19 protein-coding genes are annotated in these 18192 nt (G+C 60.8%); 6 read left to right on the top strand and 13 right to left on the bottom strand.

Annotated elements, in window-relative coordinates:
* Positions 1 to 50: 50 nt before the first annotated feature.
* From tnpC to tnpA, 3 genes are all read right to left on the bottom strand, one after another.
* Positions 51 to 1643 carry an IS66 family transposase gene (tnpC, locus tag ACNJX9_RS13300; protein ID WP_057745442.1) on the bottom strand — a complete coding sequence of 531 codons (1593 nt, stop codon included), beginning with the start codon at positions 1641 to 1643 and terminating at the stop codon, positions 51 to 53.
* Between the two features lie 93 nt (positions 1644 to 1736).
* Positions 1737 to 2084, bottom strand: a complete 348-nt coding sequence (tnpB, locus tag ACNJX9_RS13295; protein ID WP_057745396.1) for an IS66 family insertion sequence element accessory protein TnpB — start codon at positions 2082 to 2084, stop codon at positions 1737 to 1739.
* Positions 2081 to 2482, bottom strand: a complete 402-nt coding sequence (tnpA, locus tag ACNJX9_RS13290; protein WP_439404878.1) for an IS66-like element accessory protein TnpA — start codon at positions 2480 to 2482, stop codon at positions 2081 to 2083. Before tnpA ends, tnpB begins: the two co-directional genes overlap by 4 nt.
* Before the next feature lie 301 nt (positions 2483 to 2783).
* On the opposite strand from tnpA, the gene ACNJX9_RS13285 reads away from it, so the two are divergent.
* A complete protein-coding gene (locus ACNJX9_RS13285; RefSeq protein ID WP_271617556.1) occupies positions 2784 to 3173 on the top strand; it encodes a response regulator in 390 nt (129 codons plus the stop codon).
* 159 nt (positions 3174 to 3332) lie between these two features.
* Here the strand turns inward: ACNJX9_RS13285 and ACNJX9_RS13280 are convergent, their stop codons facing one another.
* Complete coding sequence (locus ACNJX9_RS13280) at positions 3333 to 3470, bottom strand: hypothetical protein (RefSeq protein ID WP_271617557.1); 138 nt, start codon at positions 3468 to 3470, stop codon at positions 3333 to 3335.
* 2218 nt (positions 3471 to 5688) lie between these two features.
* On the opposite strand from ACNJX9_RS13280, the gene ACNJX9_RS13275 reads away from it, so the two are divergent.
* Positions 5689 to 6087 carry a hypothetical protein gene (locus ACNJX9_RS13275; RefSeq protein ID WP_439409168.1) on the top strand — a complete coding sequence of 133 codons (399 nt, stop codon included), beginning with the start codon at positions 5689 to 5691 and terminating at the stop codon, positions 6085 to 6087.
* 496 nt (positions 6088 to 6583) lie between these two features.
* Positions 6584 to 7195: a LabA-like NYN domain-containing protein gene (locus ACNJX9_RS13270; protein WP_439409167.1), complete on the top strand. Its 612-nt coding sequence runs from the start codon at positions 6584 to 6586 to the stop codon at positions 7193 to 7195.
* 911 nt (positions 7196 to 8106) lie between these two features.
* Here the strand turns inward: ACNJX9_RS13270 and ACNJX9_RS13265 are convergent.
* Together ACNJX9_RS13265 and ACNJX9_RS13260 are read right to left on the bottom strand one after the other, a co-directional pair.
* Positions 8107 to 9135 (bottom strand): glycosyltransferase family 4 protein, encoded by a 1029-nt coding sequence (locus ACNJX9_RS13265; protein WP_439409166.1) that lies wholly within the window; start codon positions 9133 to 9135, stop codon positions 8107 to 8109.
* 79 nt (positions 9136 to 9214) lie between these two features.
* Positions 9215 to 10834: an alpha-amylase family protein gene (locus ACNJX9_RS13260; protein WP_439409165.1), complete on the bottom strand. Its 1620-nt coding sequence runs from the start codon at positions 10832 to 10834 to the stop codon at positions 9215 to 9217.
* A gap of 692 nt (positions 10835 to 11526) precedes the next feature.
* Here ACNJX9_RS13260 and ACNJX9_RS13255 point away from each other — a divergent pair.
* Complete coding sequence (locus ACNJX9_RS13255) at positions 11527 to 12603, top strand: YihY/virulence factor BrkB family protein (RefSeq protein ID WP_439409164.1); 1077 nt, start codon at positions 11527 to 11529, stop codon at positions 12601 to 12603.
* Between the two features lie 27 nt (positions 12604 to 12630).
* A complete protein-coding gene (locus ACNJX9_RS13250; protein WP_271617563.1) occupies positions 12631 to 12774 on the top strand; it encodes a hypothetical protein in 144 nt (47 codons plus the stop codon).
* 344 nt (positions 12775 to 13118) lie between these two features.
* Here ACNJX9_RS13250 and ACNJX9_RS13245 read toward each other — a convergent pair whose 3' ends face one another.
* Entirely contained in the window at positions 13119 to 13511 is a 393-nt protein-coding gene (locus ACNJX9_RS13245) for a hypothetical protein (protein ID WP_439409163.1), read from the bottom strand.
* 878 nt (positions 13512 to 14389) lie between these two features.
* Between ACNJX9_RS13245 and ACNJX9_RS13240 the strand changes: the two genes are divergently transcribed.
* Positions 14390 to 14587: a hypothetical protein gene (locus ACNJX9_RS13240; RefSeq protein ID WP_439409162.1), complete on the top strand. Its 198-nt coding sequence runs from the start codon at positions 14390 to 14392 to the stop codon at positions 14585 to 14587.
* A 126-nt stretch (positions 14588 to 14713) separates the two neighbouring features.
* Here the strand turns inward: ACNJX9_RS13240 and ACNJX9_RS13235 are convergent, their stop codons facing one another.
* The 6 genes from ACNJX9_RS13235 to ACNJX9_RS13210 all read right to left on the bottom strand — a co-directional run bounded on the left by ACNJX9_RS13235 (position 14714) and on the right by ACNJX9_RS13210 (position 18173).
* Positions 14714 to 14971, bottom strand: a complete 258-nt coding sequence (locus ACNJX9_RS13235; protein ID WP_439409161.1) for a hypothetical protein — start codon at positions 14969 to 14971, stop codon at positions 14714 to 14716.
* Positions 14972 to 15045: 74 nt separating this feature from the next.
* On the bottom strand, positions 15046 to 15351 hold the full coding sequence (locus ACNJX9_RS13230) for a twin-arginine translocation signal domain-containing protein (protein ID WP_439409160.1): 306 nt from the start codon (positions 15349 to 15351) through the stop codon (positions 15046 to 15048).
* Between the two features lie 13 nt (positions 15352 to 15364).
* A complete protein-coding gene (locus ACNJX9_RS13225) occupies positions 15365 to 15922 on the bottom strand; it encodes an HdeD family acid-resistance protein (RefSeq protein WP_439409159.1) in 558 nt (185 codons plus the stop codon).
* Positions 15923 to 16044: 122 nt separating this feature from the next.
* Positions 16045 to 16524, bottom strand: coding sequence for a DUF992 domain-containing protein (locus tag ACNJX9_RS13220; RefSeq protein WP_439409158.1), 480 nt, complete (start codon positions 16522 to 16524; stop codon positions 16045 to 16047).
* Positions 16525 to 17118, bottom strand: a complete 594-nt coding sequence (locus ACNJX9_RS13215; protein ID WP_057751022.1) for a hypothetical protein — start codon at positions 17116 to 17118, stop codon at positions 16525 to 16527. It abuts the gene before it with no gap.
* A 2-nt stretch (positions 17119 to 17120) separates the two neighbouring features.
* Positions 17121 to 18173: an AI-2E family transporter gene (locus ACNJX9_RS13210; protein WP_439409157.1), complete on the bottom strand. Its 1053-nt coding sequence runs from the start codon at positions 18171 to 18173 to the stop codon at positions 17121 to 17123.
* Positions 18174 to 18192: the final 19 nt, after the last annotated feature.

The raw sequence follows: 18192 nt of genomic DNA, 5'->3' as shown, positions 1-18192 counted from the left end.
GTAACCGTCCGGTGAGGGCCGCGGGATGATCGCGTGGCGCGGTGGCCCGATCAGGCCGCAGACTGAACGGGGGTTCTGTTCCAATCCCAAGGCAGCAGCTCATTGAGCTGACCTTGAGGGGTGCTGGCGATGCGGGCCAAGACGTCCGCCAGCCAGGCTTGCGGATCGACGTCATTGAGCTTTGCCGTCATGATTAGCGTCGCCATGGTGGCGGCGCGGTCGGCACCACGTTCGGAGCCGGCGAAGAGCCATGACTTGCGGCCGAGGGCAAAGCCGCGCAGCGCGCGCTCCGCCGCATTGTTTGTCAGGCAGATCCGCCCATCATCGATGAAGCGAGCAAACCGGTCCCAGCGGCGCAGCATGTAGTCGATTGGCTTGGCGACTGCGGACGAGTTTGACAGCCGGGCACGCTGCTCGCGGAGCCATGCTTCCAATGCCGTCAAAGGCGGAGCGCTTTGCTCCTTGCGCATGCGCAGACGCTCTTCGGCGCTTTGGCCGTTGATGCTGCGCTCAATATCGAACAGCGCATCGAAGCGCTTGACCGCCTCCAGGGCAATCGGCGAGATCGCTGCGGCATTCTTGTCGCGCCTCGCATTGGCCGCGATGTCCGCCAGCTCGAAGAACTGGCGCCTGGCGTGGGCCCAACAGAGTGCGGACGTGATCGGCCCCTGCGCGCGCGAGGCGTCATACAGCTCGTTGTAGCCGCTATAGGCGTCGGCCTGCAGGATGCCGGAGAAGCTTTGGAGATGCCGTGTGGGATGCTCCTGCCGCCGGTCGCGCGAGGCGTAATAGAGCGCGGCCGGCGGCGCCCGTCCGCCAAACGGCCGATCGTCGCGAACGTAGGTCCAGATATGTCCCTTGACCGTCTGGCCCTTGGCCAGGATCGGCACCGTGGTGTCATCGCCATGCAGTCGCTCGGCGGAGAGGACGTGATGCTCGATCAGCCGATAAAGCGGCTGCAGGGCCACCGCACAGGCGCCGACCTGGTCAGCCAGTGTCGACAGACTCAGATCGATGCCCTCCCGGGCGTAGCGCTCGCTCTGCCGATTCAAGGGCTGATGCTGGCCGAACTTCTCGAACAGGATCATGGCCAGCAGGTTCGGCCCGGCAAAGCCGCGCGGCGTCACGTGGAAGGGGGCTGGCGGCTGGGTGATCGTCTCGCAGTCCCGGCACGAGAACTTCTCGCGCACCGTCTGGATCACCTTCCACTGCCGGGGAACGACCTCCAGCGTCTCGGTAATGTCTTCGCCCAGCTTTGATAGCTTCGATGAGCCACAGCAAGGGCAGCTCTGCGGTGCGGCGATCACGACCCGCTCGCGCGGTAAATGTTCGGGGAACGGTTTGCGCGACGGACGCTTGCGCTGGAAGGATTGTACCGTCTGTGTCTTGGCCGCCGCCCTCTCGGCCGCCAGCTCGTCTTCGGTTGCGGTTGCTTCCAACTCTTCGAGCTCGAGCTCCATCTGCTCCAAGAGCCGTGCCTTGCGCTCCGAGCGGCTGCCGTAAATCTGGCGACGCAGCTTCTCGATCTCGAGCTTGAGGTAACTGATCAGGGCCTCGGCCGCCTTCGCGTCGGCAGCTTCTGCTTTGGCGCTCGCCGCAACCGCTTCCGCTTCCAGGCGCGCGGCGCGCTCCGCGAGGATCATCGCATGCGCGGCGGCCAGATCGGTGGGGAGCGATTCAGATGTGGTCACGATGTTGATGGAATCACATCCATCACGATCCGCAAGCTCAAAGCCTCATCCGACCGACGTCGGTCGCCACGTCTCCTGTGGGTGCCGCCAGTCGATTCCGGACAAGAGATAACCGAGCTGCGCCGACGAGATCGTCACCACACCCTCGGTCGGGCTCGGCCAGATGAAGCGGCCGCGCTCAAGGCGTTTTGTGAACAGGCAGGCGCCCTGGCCGTCATGCCAGATCACCTTCAGCAGGTTGCCACGGCGACCGCGAAAGCAAAACAGGTGGCCGCCCAGCGGGTCGCGATGCAAGATCTCCTGAACCTGCAACGCCAGCGACGGAAAGCCCTTCCGCATGTCGGTATGGCCGGTCGCAAGCCATACCCGCACGCCGGCCGGCAACGGGATCATCGCGGCCGTCCATCAGTCAGCGCCGCCACGACTGCGCTTAGCGTCGCCGCGTCAACCGCACCGGTGATCCGCATCCGAGCGCCGGCAGCGAACTCAATCTCGATCGCACCGCAACTTCCCGAGGGCGCCGTCAACGGTTGCCGGTCTGGCGCCATGGAGACTGCCGCAAAACGGACCTCATCGTCCTGCCGCTGCATCGGCTCGGGCCCGCAAGCGAGGACGCCGGTCCGCGCCTGCCGCCGCCAAGCCGTAACCAAATTGCGGTGAACGTCATGTCGTCGAGCAACTTCGACAACACTCGCCCCAGGAGCCAGACTCTCCTCCACGATCCGAAGCTTCTCGGCACTCGTCCACCGCCGTCGCCGCTCAGGACCGGACAGAACCGTAACCGTCGTCACGTTTGCTCATTTGCTTGCGAATTAATGCGCAAACCATCTCACGCCCGTACCCGATCCGGGAAGGCGGCCTCCACCGGAGGCGTACGTGCCTTCAGCAGTTCTCTCGGATTCATGGGCATGCGGACAATGGGTTTGCCAGCCTTCGAGCACGGTGTCGTCGTCGGGATCGCCGATGCGGCGGAGGGTGAGCATGCGGCTCAGGTCTTGTAAATTGTGCGCATTTCCTAACATTTGTTAGGAACCATGATCCCGTCTCCGCGTCGTCCGGCCAAGCCAACTGCGGTGGGGAGAACTGCAATTCATGGAGCAAATGCCGATAGTGCTTGTCGTCGAGGATGACGAACTGCTTCAGGGCGTGGTCAAGGATGCATTGTCAGAGGGCGGCTTTGACTTCATGACCTGCGCCTCCGGCGAGGAGGCAGTAACAGTGCTCCACAGCGGCGTCACAACGTACAGGGCGCTAGTGACCGACATCAACCTCAAAGGCCGAATGAGTGGGTGGGAGGTCGCGCGAAACGCCCGCCAAGCCGATCCTGATCTCGCCGTCGTCTACATGACTGGCGCAGCGGCTGACGATTGGCCGGCTGAAGGCGTGCCGGGAAGCATCCTGCTACAGAAGCCCTTCGCTCCCGCCCAACTGGTCACCGCGGTGTCTCAGCTTCTCAACAAGGGATCGCCGTCTTCAAGCTGAGAAAATATCGGGAGCAAATGTACATACAGCTATAAAAAGGCCTCAGCTCCGGGGCTGGCGAGAGCTGAGGCCTTTTGCTGCGGTCTCACTGTGTCGAGGCGCGATGTCCGAAAAACATGAATTTGGGTCCGGCGGTTTTGTTCCCCGCAACTGGGGGCCTTAGTTCATCTTGCGGCGGAAGCTGTCTGCGATTTTCCGCTGCTCTTCGATGTCCTCGCGGACCATCTGTCGCAACTCATCGATGGACAGCGGTTTCGGGCTGGCGACCGGCTTCTCCGGCAATTCTTTGTTCGCCATGGCTAATCATCCCAAATGAGCCGCTTGCATTCGGTACAACGATAGACGACGGCCGTTCCACCCAGCTCAGTGTCTTGCAGACGTAGATATATGCTTATCGTATCTGCCCCATGATCCGCGCAGGCGATCTTTTGCTTCGGCTTCGCGCCCTCTGGTGTTTCCATGCCTTGCGTGTCTTCGATGACAGGCGGGAGCGCTCGTCTGCCTCACAACGACGCCCGAGATCGTTGCCAGTGTAAGACACCATACAACAAATGTTGTGCGCTTATCATTTAAGCAGGTTAAACACGCTAGAGTGGCAAGCGGCACTGGAGCGTTGCTGCTGCTGGAGCGTGGTGGACCAGCGGAAGGGCCGCCAACGGCGGCCCGGAAGTCGTTCAATATGGGAACACTCCATAGCTGCGAAACTGAAATTACGTTCGCAACGGCCACTCTCTCGGTTCGGCAGCTTGCGCTGATCGGGATCAATGCGCCGGGCTCGCCTCCGACCGAATTCGTCAGAGAAGAGAGGCGTTCACCTTAGAGCGCACCTGGTGACAAAAGTCTTCCAGCAGCTTTTGTGTAGCCTCTAAGTTTGAAACCAGCCGCTCGGCATGCTTCCTTCCACTTACAACGTTAGCATGATCAAGGCTCATCTTAGGTGCTCAAGGGAGCGCAGCCGGTCTACACCATCGCTCTAGACCTGAAGATGCAGTTTCAAGAACTCAAACCGGCTGACAGCGTGCCTTCATTAAAACAAAAATCTGGAATCGCCCTTTTCAGCAAGCAGAATCATCGATTAGTCTACCGAGGTGATCTAAGCTTCTCGGGGGCGAAGGAGCATGGAAGAAGAGTCGCGACCTGCACCATCGTGCTCGCGCTTCGATGCAGTCGAAATTTCGTGTTTGAAATGTAAAGCCTCAAAAATGCGGCTCGTCCTTATTGAGCCTCATAGCAATGCGTTGGAAGAACGTCGCTACGTGTGCGAGTTCTGCGGCCACAGCGAGAGTTATCTCATCCGTCCTTCCGACTTTCGCCAAGATTGTTGAGCAGGCGCGTCTCCTGGGCGGGCTGGGTGGTGAGCGCTCTTGGAAACATCGTCGGATCACCGCGCTCTGTGCGAGCTAACCGCGTTTTGCAAGCCGGACACTCATAGGTCCGACGCTCCTGCCGGGCTGCTAGAGGATCTACTTCAATCAACATCATTTCGATGTTGCAAGCCGCGCAGCTCGGAACTGTCATGATCAATCTTCAGCCATTTATCGTGCGGACGACTTCTTACGCGAAATGCATCCGTTGGCAACTCGCAAGTTTCGTCTCAGGAAGCTCACCCTTCTGGACGCACCATCCACAGCTCAGGCCATTCCAAACGTCTATTTGAACGGCGGAATCATATTTTAGTCTTGCCGACCGGATCGCCAAATCCGTTCGAATTGATCTCCCGCAGCAAATGGCAAAAAAAGAAGCGACGGTCCGCGCAAGCGAAAATCTCAGGCAGGACCTCGGGCAAGGTTATCATCATCGAAGGCTGGTCCAAGTAGCTCTGAAAGCAACAAGCCGTCGCGCCTAGATGTGAGGCTTCCCGGCCATCAACTGAGTTGGCTTATCCTGAAGTCACTTGGGGAGACCGGCCACGTGCCAAGAGGTTTCACGCTGGCTGTCGTGCCGGACAGACTAAGCTGGCACGCTGTCGTCGGGAGCCGCAGCCGCAGGTTCATGACTCCAGAATTTGTGAGGCGGCTCAATAAGATCGAACTGAAGCTACGATCCGAGCACGCATTCGGGGACTAGTACGTGGCTCTGCGACTTTGAAATGCCGAGCAACGCCTATCGTTCTCAGCGCGACGGCGTGGCAGCTTCGCCGGAGACGGAAGCGCGCCCTCCCAACATTGAGCGGCGCCCGCCGTTGGTACGGCGGGCAGCTTGCTCGACCTTTCCAAAAACGTTCGGGTATCGCGCCCTGACGAGCGGGCGTCGTCAGCTACCTCGCGGCCAGTACATGGCAAACAGCGCGCGTTTCGCGATCATAATGATGCGGGCGTTTGAGGACTGTTGCACAACGACGGACCAATCTCTGCTGTTCAGCGGGCTCCAAAGAGGCGATGGCCGCACCGACATTGGCAGAGTTCAGCCCAGCCAAACCGGAGTTACTGCTCCCATTGGCGAAACCGTTGTTTGCCGGGCCAGGAGTTCCTGAGGCTCCGGGGCCTATTCCAACTGTTCCAAGTCCGCCGACGCTATGGCCAACGTTACTTGCGCCGCCAGTACCGAGACCCGCTCCCGTGCCACCACTCAGTCCGGCAACGCCTGCGCCAGTTCCTACTCCAGCTCCGCCTCCGCCAATTCCCAACCCTCCGCCAGCTCCCACGCCGCCGACGCCAGCACCTGCTCCAGCTCCAACGCCAGCAGTACCTACTCCGGCGCCTGCCGCTGCGCCGACACCACCAAGTCCGGCACCACCACCTACACCCGCGCCATCACTGCCAACTCCGGCGCCAGCGCCCGCGCCGATCCCACCAACACCCGCACCCACTCCAGCACCGACGCCACCGCTACCTACTCCCGCACCAGCACCTACACCGCCGACGCCGCCAACCCCGGCGCCCACACCGGCGCCGACTTGGGCATGCACAATTGATACTGCTGCGGACAATGCAACGCAGACCGTGACCGCATAGAAAAACTTCGTTCGCATATGCACCTCCATGGACTCGGGGCGTCTTTGAAAGGACGCTTCCAACAGGATGTCTGTTCGGAGGGAAGCTGTGATTTGTGCGTCCGTTCCCGCGAAAGCTGCAAGGCGGTTAATGGGACGCAAAGAGCATTATGGGGATTAGAAAGATCGACCTGCGGATCAGCGCCCCGCATGTGGTTCACAGCCAATCCTTGGCTCCCTTTCGGGAAGACATTCAATACGATCTGAGGGAACATTCTCAATTTCACAACGTTAGGTTATTCCAACCCGCTTCCTGAACAACTTCGCATCACATGTTCCAGTCCGCCGCCAAATTCGAGCTCAAGAGAAGCTTTGCAGCGCGGCAGCAGAGTATCGGCGCATCGTGGTTGAATTCCAAGTTCGTTCAGCTTCAACCCATGGGATCGCTCACCGCGATCCATGACCGCGGCCTGCGCCCATGCCATCAGAGACCTTCAACAAGCTTGCCATTTTCGTAGACGGGCCGAATCTGCACGCAACAGCCAGAGCGCTCGGCGTCGATATCGACTTCAAGCGCCTTCTGGCTCATTTCCAAACCTTTGGCACGCTTGTGCGGGCATTCTACTACACTATCTTCCACGACCAGGAGTTCTCCTCAGTTCGTCCGCTTGTCGATTGGCTAGACTATAACGGCTTCACTGTAGTGACCAAGGAAGCCAAGGAGTTCACCGACAGCAGTCGTCATCGCAAAGTACGAGGCAAGTTGGCAGTCGAACTTGCCGTCGCTGCTGCGCAACTCGCCAAGCATCTTGACGAGGTCATCCTGCTTTCGGGAGACAGCGATTTCCGTTCCCTTGTTGCATCGCTTCAGCGCCGAGGAGTGCGCGTCACGGTCGTATCTTCCCTTGCATGTCAGCCGCCGATGATCGCTGATGATTTACGCAGGCAGGCCGACGCATTCATTGATCTCAGGGAATTGCAAGACAGGCTATGCCGCGCTCCCGTTAAACATTTTGCTCGAAGTGGAAGGCGCTCTCAGAGTAGGGTGATGCCTATTCGGCCAAATAAGAACCGCGCGCCAGAGTTCTGAGACCTGCAGGTTACGAAACCAACGTCCTGCTTTCTCGTTGTTGGTGTGAGTCGAGCAAAGGAGGCGCTTGTGGTTCGTCTGCTTATTGCGATCCTTTGCGCGCATGTGAGCTTGGCGGTAAGCGGCGCGTCGGCTACTGAGATTGACGGGGAATACATAGTCGTTCGAGACCCTCTCACGCATAAGTGCCGGGTAAGCGAAGCGACCGGCCTAGCTCCTTCGAACCGCGTGGACGAAAGGATCAGTTACCCGACGCGGAGAGACGCTGAAATCGGACTGTCCGTGATGAAACCCTGTATGCTGGCGTCGCAACACGCCGCTTCCCGCACGGCTGGAACTTTGCCGAAATAAGTTTCGATGCGTGACACCGGAGAAACGACGGCTGCAGACACGGGTCGGCGACGAAGTACTCAGACCAGCGCCTGCGGCGTAGCCCCAATATCCCTCGATCGAGGATCAGGCCAGTAGAAGCACGCCGGGCAGCAGCAGAAAATATCCTGGCGCGCCCGTCTGCATTTGGAGCGCGATCTGCAGGACGGCGCACACGATCATGATGCAAGCTGAGATCGCGTAACTTAGGACGACTGGTAGCGAGTGCTGCACAACGAGTGGATAGAGCCTGTTCATGGAGTTGAAAACCGTGGGCAGGGCCCGTTCCCCTCGCCGCTGCAGCAATTCCGGGCGGCGGTCCCAGGGTTGGACCGTCGTGCGGGACAACCGTTGGCCTGGCTCATCGAGACTGGAAACTACCGCCTATCCCGCTAAACGACGGTCGTGACATAGCCGAGAGTCGCCGGCTTCCCGGATTGCCTTGGTTCGCTCGTTCACAGCTGGTGCGAGGCGAGCCGCCGCGCCGAATTGCCACCCGCCAGCGGCCCTGAATTCACGCCTTCTTTTGCAGCGGGGCCGAACTAGCAGCCTCGAAGGATTCGACGGTAGTGGCGCACGTAATCCTCAGCCATCCTCCTCGCGGTAAAGCGCTCCTCAAACCTTGCTCTGACGTGCCGCCGATCGATGCTCGAAACTCTTCGGACCGCCTCAATCGCTTGACTCTCGTCGTCGACGATGAAGCCGGTGATCCCTTCGTCGATGACCTCGGGGACTGACCCGGATCGGTAGGCGATGACGGGTGTGCCGCACGCCATCGCCTCGATCATGACCAAGCCGAACGGTTCGGGCCAACGGATGGGGAAGAGCAACGCGGCAGCCTCTGCAAGGAAGGGCTGCTTAGTCGTGTCATTCACCTCCCCGACCAGCTCGACCTGCTGCTTGTCGACATGGGGCTCGATATGCTCCCGAAAATAGCCGGTTTCTGCTCGCGGGACTTTCGCCGCGATGCGGATGGGCATCCCAACTGCCCGGGCAATGCGAATTGCTTCCTCGGGCCCCTTTTCGGCCGTCAGCCGTCCGAGAAACGCCAAGTACTTGCCGGGCTTAAAAGACGGAAGAAATTGGCCCGCCGGCAGGCCGTGGTAGATCGTGCCGCACCAGTTGGCGTCGGCCAATGGTCCGCGCTGGTGATCGGATATGGAAACGAAGCACGCTCTAGGAAACTCCCTGACGACGGCCGGCAAGTCGGGCAGATCCAACCGTCCGTGCAAGGTCGTCACGAAGGGGATGCCCGACCTGGTGAGCGTCGGCAGATGCAGCCAGTCGATGTGGGCATGGACAATGTCGAACTCCTTAGCCCGGCGCGATACCGCTTCCAACAGAACGGCGAGTGCCGCATTAGGATCTGTGCGAGACCGTCCGAGCCGCAGCGCGCGTGGCCATACCGGATGCAGCATGCCGCGCGTCTTTGAATCTCCGCTGGCAAACAGCGTCACCTCGTGTCCGAGCTCGACGAGCTCGTCGACCAGCCAGGCGACGACTCGCTCAGTGCCGCCGTAGAGTTTAGGGGGCACGCTCTCTGCGAGCGGGGCAATCTGGGCTATTCTCATTGAAGTTGTCCAAGAAGAGCCGGCTCGGCCTACTGTCCCTTGTTCTTGCCGCGCTGCCATTCCGCGTTGAGCATGACGGCTACTCGATCCTAAACCAGCGGTATCCGTAACCATCAATCTCGATAGCGGCATCCGTTCCGGCTTTCGACTGATAGATCCTGTTGCCGAATAGATCGATCAGCTTCCGTCCAGCCGGCAGCTCGGCAACGGCGGTGCTGCATTTCTCCTGCGACAGGTTGTGCAGCACGAATACAGCTTTGCCCTGCCAGACAAAGTGCTCGACCAGGACGGACGGGCAATCGCTGCGGGGGATTGTCAACTCGCCCCAACCGATTTCCGGGCAGGACTGACGCATCTCAACCAGACGCCGTAGCCAGTTGAACAGCGAATCCGGGTCACGCTGTTGCGCGGCCGCATTCACCTTGGCGGGGGCATAATCGCCGTCATAGATGATATGATGAAGCAACCGAGCTGCTGGCGGCGCCGAGAAGCCGGCATCTTTGGCGTCGGTCCATTGCATGCACGTCCGCACGGGCCAGCGCTCCGGCAGCGAGAGATCGTCACCCATGCCCAGCTCGTCCCCATAATAGATGACCGGGGTGCCGGGAAGGCTGAACATCAGACTAAATGCGAGCTCGATGCGCCGGCGATCATTTTCGAACATAGACGCAAGCCGTCGGCGAATCCCGCGCCCGTATAGTTGCATTTTGCGCGTCGGCGCGAATGCCGCGTAGACTTCCTCGCGCTCTTCCGGCGTCAGGCGCCCCAAGTCCAGCTCGTCGTGGTTGCGCAGGAACTGAGCCCATTGCGCGAACTGCGGCAGCCGGGGCAGCGCCGACAGGCAGCGCTGAAGCGGCTCCGCACTCTCGCGCGCAAGTGCGAGGAATAGGTGCTGGTTCAGCAGGAAAGCGAACATCAAGTGGATCCGCGATCCGTCACCGAAGTAATGGTTGAACTCGGAGGGCGGAACATTAGCCTCAGCCAAAAGGACTGCATCCCCTTTTCGCCAGGAGAGGAAATTACGCAAATCGGCAAAGAATTCATATCGCCGCGTCGCCGGACGATCGGGCCGGACCTCCTCCACGACGAACGGGGCGGCGTCGATGCGGAATCCGGAGACGCCGAGTTCGAGCCAAAAGCCGAGTATCTTGAAGATTTCCTCCCGGACGGCTGGGCAGGCGATGTTGAGATCAGGCTGGTGCTGGTAGAAGCGGTGATAGTACCAGGCTCGTGCGCAGAGATCGTAAGTCCAGACGCTTAGCTGAAACCCGGGAAAGACCACCCCTTCGGTGCTGTTTTCCGGCTCTGTATCCGACCACACGTAATAATCGCGGTAGGGGGATGAAGGATCGCAGCGGGCCTGCTGAAACCAGGGATGCCGGTCCGACGTATGGTTGATCGGAAGGTCGACGATCAGCCTCATTCCGCGCAATCTTGCTTGATGGCTGAATTCGACGAAGTCTCCGAGGGAGCCGTGGGCCGGGGCTACATTGTAGTAATCCGTGACATCATAGCCGTGATCGAGGCCGGGACTTGGATAGAAGGGCAGCAGCCACAAGCAGTTCGCGCCGAGCTGCGCGATATGATCAAGCTGCTCCGCGAGCCCCTTGAAATCGCCGATGCCGTCTCCGTTGCCGTCCTTGTAGGTCGCCACGTTGAGGCTGTAGATAACGGCGTTCTTGTACCAAAGGTCGAGCATCCAGACATCCGAAGGGCGGCGGGCGCACCACCCGGGACAGTCTGGGCGGGGTTGAACAACTTCTCCAACTCCGGGAAGATGTGGAAGTTTCGTCCGGGATTTCGGTCGAGCAGCGTAAACTCAACTCAAGGGTTGATCGGGGCCGCGATTTAGGTCCTGGGCCCACGGGGAGTTTCGGCAATTAATCGGAACTCACGTTGCGGCGTTTCGCCGGCGAATTTCACCCGTAGCAAAGGGCGGGCGCCGATTGCTGCTGGTGCACGGGCTATCCGTCCCAGCTAGGGCTCGTTTTCCCTCGGCCTGTCGAGATCCCGCAGACGCTCGATCAACGATTCCAGAAAACCCGGCAGCTGCGGATCCGGCACGACGTTCGAACGAAGGCGGTCTCCGATCTCCTGAACGATCGCAAGGGTGTGGCGGTGATCCAGATCGACTGAATTTTCCATGGCGCAACCTGACGGAAAAACTTCGGCAAGACCAAATAGTTTCGCCGCGCGGGTGCTTTCAGCCGAACTCGCTACAGGCGGCGGGACGCCCTCCGCGGTGATCCACCCAAGAGGTAGGGAACGCACCGCTCGCCGTCGTTACCAGGAACGCAATCTCCGACGCGCAATTGAATTGCGCGGAGGAATTCAATGGCTCGAACAGAAACGTCGGAAGGCAAATGGAGCGTCGCTGCGGCGCTCGGGCTGATGGCGGTCGCGCTGGTGTGGGACCGCATCGTTCCGCCCGAGCATGTCGTCCACTCCGACGAGGGCGGCAAGTTCCCTGAGGACGGAGAAGCTGAACGGGACGCCACGCCTGCGGAAACGGCGACCGAAGGCGGAGATCGCGGACGCAATGCCACCTCGCCCGCCGACATCCCGGCAAGAGGATGGAAGGATATCCTCTGGCGCGTCTACGGCAACATCGGCGACCACCGAATCCTCGCCTTGGCTGCCGGCATAACCTACTACACCCTGCTGGCAATATTCCCCGCAATCGCCGCGCTTGTCGCCATCTACGGGCTCTTCGCGGATCCCAGCACCATCGCGAAGCACCTCGATGATGTCGCCGGCTTCATTCCGGGCGGGGCCGTCGACGTCGTCCGCGAGCAGCTCACGCGTGTCGCGACGAAGAGCAACCGAACCCTCGGCTTGGCGTTCTCGACTGGCCTTGTCATCTCGTTGTGGAGCGCGAATGCCGCGATGAAATCGCTCTTCGACACTCTGAATATCGTGTACGGCGAGCAGGAGAAGCGTGGCTTCTTCAAACTGAACGCGATCTCGCTAGGATTCACGCTCGGCGGCATCGTCTTCGTTCTCGCGGCGCTCGGCGGAGTCGTCGTCATTCCTGTAGTGCTGCAGTACGTCGGCCTCTCGAACAACGCCGACCTGCTGATCCGCGTCGGACGCTGGCCTGCCCTCTTCGTGGCGCTCGCGTTTGCCCTCTCCTGCATCTATCGCTTCGGACCCAGCCGCGAAGCGCCCCAATGGAAATGGATCACTTGGGGCAGCGCCGCCGCGACGCTGCTTTGGCTCGCCGCATCGGGCCTGTTCTCGTTCTACGTGGCGAACTTCGGCACCTTCAACCAGACCTACGGGTCCTTGGGAGCCGTCATTGGCTTCATGACCTGGCTTTGGATTTCCGCGATCGTGATCCTGCTGGGGGCAGAGCTGGACGCGGAGATGGAGCACCAGACCGCGCGCGACACCACGACCGGAAGACCCAAGCCGCTCGGTGTAAGGGGCGCCAAGATGGCGGATACGTTAGGAGCGGCGAGATCTTGAACCGCCGCGCCGTGCGAGGCTGACGTCATGAACCGCTCCTATCTCATCCAGATCCTCGTGCCAAAGCAGACCGGCGAGGGCCACCCTGTTTCCAAGGAATGGTTCGAGGCTTTCTTGCAGGAGCTGACGGACAAGTTCGGCGGGGCGACAAGCTTTGTTCGATCTGCTTGACTACCTGATCCGAAATCGAGAGCGCGCCGTCAGCAAAGACGATCTCATCAACGCCGCACCTCGGTAGGCTTGACAAGGCTGTGGACCGTTTGCGGATGGCTATCGGGATTGCTCCCAACAATGAGCTCCCCTACTTCTATCTAGCCGCGGCTTTGGCTCTTCAGAACAGTAAAACGGAAGCGGGGCAGGCCAGCGAACTGGGGAGGCGGCTGGCTCCCATCTTTCGCATCGGTAAGTGCCGCGCTGAAGTCCAAAGCGATAATCTAGTCTTCTTACAGCAGCGAAATCGAATTTATGAAGGCATGGTAAGGGCCGGCGTCCCAGAGTGATGTCATTTCACAAGACTAGGCCTCTTCGGCGTTTTCGCGCTCCTGGAGATCTTGAGCGATCTGGTCGACCGACGTTTCATTCGCCAGTTCGTCGTCCCGGCAGTCCTCGTCATTAATACCCAGGCGCCCGGCAATTTTCTGCAATATTCTCAACGACCGTGTTGCCTCGCGTTCAGCGAGGAACGGGGATGAATCAAGGGCATGGTCGGGGAAAAAACCGTTCACGGCAATCCAGCACACCACGGCGATGCATTGCAGGACGATAAACTGTACGGTGCCGACGAAGGACCCGATGGCATGAAAAACGCGGTGATGGGGAGCAAGTTTCTCTTCCTCCCGCTTTTCGAGCATCAAAATAGTATCAATATTTTTTACTGATTCTCGAGGTGGCGCAGAAAGCGGCAACATCAGCTTGCCACCTGCTCGGCGGCACGTCGCGCTGACTTTCGCGTTCGGTCAAGTGTCTCATCGCCAACCTTCTCGGCCAGCGCGCGCTCTTCGCATTTTGAGCGAAGCTAAGTTCGCCGCATGATCGTCCGGCCTTGTCGACGTTGCCGGAAGCATGCAGGCGAGACGAACCTGACAGCGCCGTTCGTCCGCGCGCGGTTACGGGCTCACAGGGACTACCCGCCCTGCCCGCACCTCTCGCGCCCAACGCTGGCCGCGTCCACCGCAAGCCCAGCTTGTGAAAGTGACGACGTACGATCGCCCCTCAAGGATGAGCCGGGACGGCGCGAAAACATACGCAATTTCCGAATTTCGGTAAAGTGAAATATTTTTGGGGTTGACGAAAGGCGAAACAGGAGCGGTTGGTCGCAAGAGACGGCACCGCTACAGTCCTCGCGCAGATTCGCCGCTAACGTTGTTCCGATCGAAACAGCGAAGAAGCCTGCTCTGCGAACTCTTACGCCGCTTCCCTGAGGTCGTAGAAATTCGTGCGTAACTCTCTCGGTCCCATTGCTGCCGGCGACAATGTTGGACCCGCGCATGATCGCGCCATCGAACCGCGGCGCCGGCGAACGTCAAATTGTCGACTACCGGTGGCTCGGAGCGGGGGCCAGCTGCTGGGAGTCGTGGGTGCAAAAAAACCCCAGCTTCACAAAGGATGGTGAGCTGGGGCAAGTGCACCTTCTCGCCCAGGATCACGAACCTGGGCTATCGGGAAAACGTGGCAATCGGTCCGTCGTTCCTCGCGGTCGCGAAGGTTGAAGCCCCGCAACAAGGTATGTTGTTGTGAATTACGGGGAAAATGCCCCCTTAGTGACACGAGCTACTTAGGTTTCTGTTTGGATGTTGTTCGCATCTCACGCCAACGCACCAACTCTGCTCTTGATCAATACGAGCTTGCGGTCGATGAGATCGTTGCAGCTTGTGACGGTGATTGGCGCGGCGCGCTCAGAGCGCTGATGCTGCTGAATGAGCGGCTGGAGCTGAGATTGGAGCAGATGAGTGGGGTTCATCCTCCTCACCAGCGGCTGCATTAGTACGCAGGATGGGTTGAGCCTTTGCGAAACGCCGTGTCTCGGCATCCCGGGCCAAAGATTTGTGAATTTGCGCCAATGATCGAGCAGTCGCGGGAGCCGGGCCGGCTCAGATCCCTGCCCCGCGCGTTACTCCCGCGGCCTCCGATCGCTGCGTGCGGGCTCGTCGTAGCCCTTGCGGCGGCTGTAGAACATCAGGGCCGTCAGGCCGCTGCCGATCACAAACATCAGGACGACAGCAACTCCAAGGATGACATTGCGGTAAAGCGGCATTGGTGAGGTGGCTTGCCACACCGACGCGCAGTACCAGACGGCCAGAACAAGAAGAGCTACCAGAGCCGCAGAAAGGAGCCAATGCCTGGTGTTGTGCACAATTGCCTCCGTCATAGGAACTCGGGACCCGAACAAGCTCCGCGACAAATCTGCCGCCGCCGGGATGTGAGACTTTCGCGGCGGCGTTGCTAAACCCACCGCCAGCCGCAATGACGACGACCGCGATGCCACCAGCAAACCCAGCGACGGCGCCGGCGCGGCGGCGGGCGGCCCCAGCCGGGAGCAGGTCCCCAGCCAGGTCCCCAGCCGGGACCCGGTCCCCACTGCGCCTGGGTCAGGAGATCCGACCGCCCGGCGGCCTTGGCAAGATCGGCAGCCATCGGCATCGCTTCTGCGGCCTCAATGAAACGAACCCCAATCGCGCCGATCGCTGCGGCGGCAACGGCGTTCCGGGCAAAGCCGAGGAAAGCTCGACGGTTGGGAGTGTCCATCATCTTTCTCCTCTTGTTACGCAGTGCTTCGCGCAGCGTGAAGCGCGTAGAGCAGCCAGGCGAGGCCGTGCGAGATCAGATCGACGCCCAGCAGGAAGCCGAGCGCCCAGGCGCTGATGGTGGGAAAGCCAAACAGGATGAGCAGCGCGGCAAGGACTGCGAAGAGACCGGAGACCAACATCATCCAGCCGTTCTGCCGCCAATACGCGAAACTAAGCACGCATCTGATGACACCCGATGCGAACAGCACGGCGCCGAGGAAATAGGTCAGGATCAGGGCGCCCGCAGCCGGCTGAGTCAGAAGCACGAGTCCGAGGGCGACATAGAGTGCACCGAGCAGGATCTGCCACAGGAAGCCGCCCCACCCCCTGGTCCAGAAGGCATGGACGATCTCGAACGCACCCGCCGCAATCGCCGCCAGCCCGATCAGCTTCACGCTGATGACAGTCGCGAGCACCACGTCGGCAAGCACCGCGACGCCGGCGCCGATCATCACGATGCCGAGGAGAACGCAGACCCACAGTGGCGGAGGACCCAGCGCTTCGATGCCGGACCGGCTGTCGTAGACCGTCATGCCATCCTCCTGGACCGCGATCATCTGCCTGGCATGGTAACTTCGCCCCCGCAGCCTCGGCATCCGACGAAACCCTGAGCAGGGAAGCGGGAAATCCAACCGTCGTCACCCCCTGTCGCGCACTATCGCCGGCCGCGTGGACCCAATGTCAGATTGGTGACGCCGGCCGCGAGATTGAGCCCGATCGATCGCTCGATCGACAGTGGCTGCAACATGATACTTCGGCGCGAACCGCCAATCAGAACGTTGGCTCCGAGGCCCGGTCCAAGAGCGATGGCGCCGCTCGCTCCCACATAGTTCCCGCGCAAGGTGGCGGGGCCGATCCGGGAATTCCTGGCGACGACGCCCCAGGACAAGGTGCCGGCCGAGGTCACGCCAAGGTCGAGACCGATGCGCCTGATGCGTCCCTCATAGATATAGGGTTGACCTGTCCTGCGCGCGTAGAACACGCAGCGCAGCGCTTGCGCCGATCCAAGGACCAGCCCCACCCGCGGCTCACTGAAGCACAACAGCCTGCCGACCCGGAATGCCTCGGCGCGGGCGGGCAAGGCGGTGCATATCAAAGCGAACGCACCGATGAAAACGAGCCGCATTGTTCGCATTCAAGCCTCCCTGTGGTTGTTGATGGATCTCGTCGCTGGCCGTCGGTCCTGGCGAAGCCAGAACGTGATGCCGAGCCCGATCAGCAGCACGGCACCCAGCAGGAAGAAGAAGACCGACTGCTTCAGCCAGGATATCGCCGGGACGGCCAAGCCCATCGCAAGGCCGAGGAAGGAGATTTGCAGCGACAGAAGGCTGACGCCCGCCAGAAACGTGCCGAGTGCGAGCAAGGTCAGCAGGACGAGGCCGGTTGCCGGTGTGGGAAGCAATTGCTGCACGCCCGACACCAGCATGATGTTCATGGTGACCAGGACGGCAACCCAATGCAGCGCCTGGGTCCAGATCAATCGGAGCTGGGCCTCCTTGCCCTCCGCCTCCGGCCATTTGGTGACGACGCAGACGACGCCGATGGACAGCGCCAGGAATTCCCAATAGCCGACAAGAGGCTGGTGGGACACGTTGGTATAGGCGACGCCCGCGATGGCGAGCACCAGCGCCACGACATAGGGCAATTGCTGCCACAGGAAGTGAGCCATCCCCGAACGCGGTGCGGGGCTCTCCGTGCCATCGTTCCGTTCGACTTCGACGTCGCTCATGGTCATCCACTTACGAATGTTTCGCGTTCAACCTTTTCTTGCAACGTCCGCCTGGGATCATCCTCAAGCCAGTCCTCGACGTAGAACCGGATGATCGCAACCCGCCCGACGGCGACCGCGGGCATGGCGAGCGCGATGCCCATGAAGCCGAACATCGCGCCCAGCAGGACGATCGCAACCAAGGTCCAGGCAGGAGGAATTTCGACAGCCTGGCGCTGGATCAACGGGCCGATGACATAGCCTTCCACCGACTGGATGATGGTGTAGACCACGATGGCCCAGATCAGCAGTGAGGCGCCGAGCGGCATTGCCACGAGCGCAATCGGAATCGCGGCCAGGATCGGCCCGAGATACGGGATGAAATTGGACAGGCCCGCCTGCAATCCCAGCACGAACGGACCTGGCAGCCCGATCAGATAGAGCGCGATCCACACGCACAGCGTCATGAGGATGATGCGGACCAATTGCCCGACGAACCACAGCCGCATGACGGCGCCCATCTCGTCCATGACGGCGCTCGCCCGCGCGCGATACGACCGCTTCATCAGCATGACCAGGCTGTCGCGATGGCTGATCGGATCAAACGCGAACAGGATTCCGAGGAACAGGATCACGAGAGCGCCGGTCAAGAGGCTCGATGCGCCGCCAAGCACGATCTGGGCATGGCTGATCAACCTGCCCTGGTCGGAGAAAAGCCATTGCGAGAAATTCCGGCCGCCTTCCGGCCCAAGCAGCTCCACGCCGTACGACAGCAGTTGCGCCTGGACGATGTCGAGTTGGGTGTCCATCACCTTGATCAAGTTCCGCGTCTGCTCCGGCAGCTTGCCCGCGCCCCAGTCGAGGCCGAACCCCGCGATGGCCGATAGCAGCAACAGCACCAGCGTCAGCCGCCAGGCACGATTGAGCGGGATGACCGGCGCCAGCGCCCGCGCTGACGCATCGAGAAACGCCGCGCACAGCACACCCGCGAAGATGAGCAGCAGGCTGGAGACCGTCTGCCAGACCAGGAACAGCGCGACGCCGGCGGCGAGCAGGCTCAGTCCCGTCCCCAGCATGCTGCGCGGTCCGGCATCG

It is taken from the genome of Bradyrhizobium sp. BLXBL-03, from assembly GCF_051853015.1.
In the GTDB taxonomy this organism is placed as follows: domain Bacteria; phylum Pseudomonadota; class Alphaproteobacteria; order Rhizobiales; family Xanthobacteraceae; genus Bradyrhizobium; species Bradyrhizobium manausense.
The sequence above is the reverse complement of the archived record's forward strand: the minus strand, read 5'-3'. Positions and strand labels throughout refer to the sequence as shown.

Bases quoted from the DNA above. Each gene is read 5' to 3' on its own strand.
- tnpC (WP_057745442.1), bottom strand. From the start codon at position 1,643: ATGATCCTCGCGGAGCGCGCCGCGCGCCTGGAAGCGGAAGCGGTTGCG.
- ACNJX9_RS13255 (WP_439409164.1), top strand. From the start codon at position 11,527: ATGGCGGTCGCGCTGGTGTGGGACCGCATCGTTCCGCCCGAGCATGTC.
- ACNJX9_RS13260 (WP_439409165.1), bottom strand. From the start codon at position 10,834: ATGCTCGACCTTTGGTACAAGAACGCCGTTATCTACAGCCTCAACGTG.
- ACNJX9_RS13285 (WP_271617556.1), top strand. From the start codon at position 2,784: ATGGAGCAAATGCCGATAGTGCTTGTCGTCGAGGATGACGAACTGCTT.
- ACNJX9_RS13235 (WP_439409161.1), bottom strand. From the start codon at position 14,971: ATGACGGAGGCAATTGTGCACAACACCAGGCATTGGCTCCTTTCTGCG.
- ACNJX9_RS13270 (WP_439409167.1), top strand. From the start codon at position 6,584: ATGCCATCAGAGACCTTCAACAAGCTTGCCATTTTCGTAGACGGGCCG.
- tnpB (WP_057745396.1), bottom strand. From the start codon at position 2,084: ATGATCCCGTTGCCGGCCGGCGTGCGGGTATGGCTTGCGACCGGCCAT.
- ACNJX9_RS13225 (WP_439409159.1), bottom strand. From the start codon at position 15,922: ATGACGGTCTACGACAGCCGGTCCGGCATCGAAGCGCTGGGTCCTCCG.
- ACNJX9_RS13280 (WP_271617557.1), bottom strand. From the start codon at position 3,470: ATGGCGAACAAAGAATTGCCGGAGAAGCCGGTCGCCAGCCCGAAACCG.
- ACNJX9_RS13210 (WP_439409157.1), bottom strand. From the start codon at position 18,173: ATGCTGGGGACGGGACTGAGCCTGCTCGCCGCCGGCGTCGCGCTGTTC.
- ACNJX9_RS13215 (WP_057751022.1), bottom strand. From the start codon at position 17,118: ATGAGCGACGTCGAAGTCGAACGGAACGATGGCACGGAGAGCCCCGCA.
- ACNJX9_RS13250 (WP_271617563.1), top strand. From the start codon at position 12,631: ATGAACCGCTCCTATCTCATCCAGATCCTCGTGCCAAAGCAGACCGGC.
- ACNJX9_RS13265 (WP_439409166.1), bottom strand. From the start codon at position 9,135: ATGAGAATAGCCCAGATTGCCCCGCTCGCAGAGAGCGTGCCCCCTAAA.
- ACNJX9_RS13275 (WP_439409168.1), top strand. From the start codon at position 5,689: ATGGCCAACGTTACTTGCGCCGCCAGTACCGAGACCCGCTCCCGTGCC.
- ACNJX9_RS13245 (WP_439409163.1), bottom strand. From the start codon at position 13,511: ATGTTGCCGCTTTCTGCGCCACCTCGAGAATCAGTAAAAAATATTGAT.
- ACNJX9_RS13230 (WP_439409160.1), bottom strand. From the start codon at position 15,351: ATGATGGACACTCCCAACCGTCGAGCTTTCCTCGGCTTTGCCCGGAAC.
- ACNJX9_RS13220 (WP_439409158.1), bottom strand. From the start codon at position 16,524: ATGCGAACAATGCGGCTCGTTTTCATCGGTGCGTTCGCTTTGATATGC.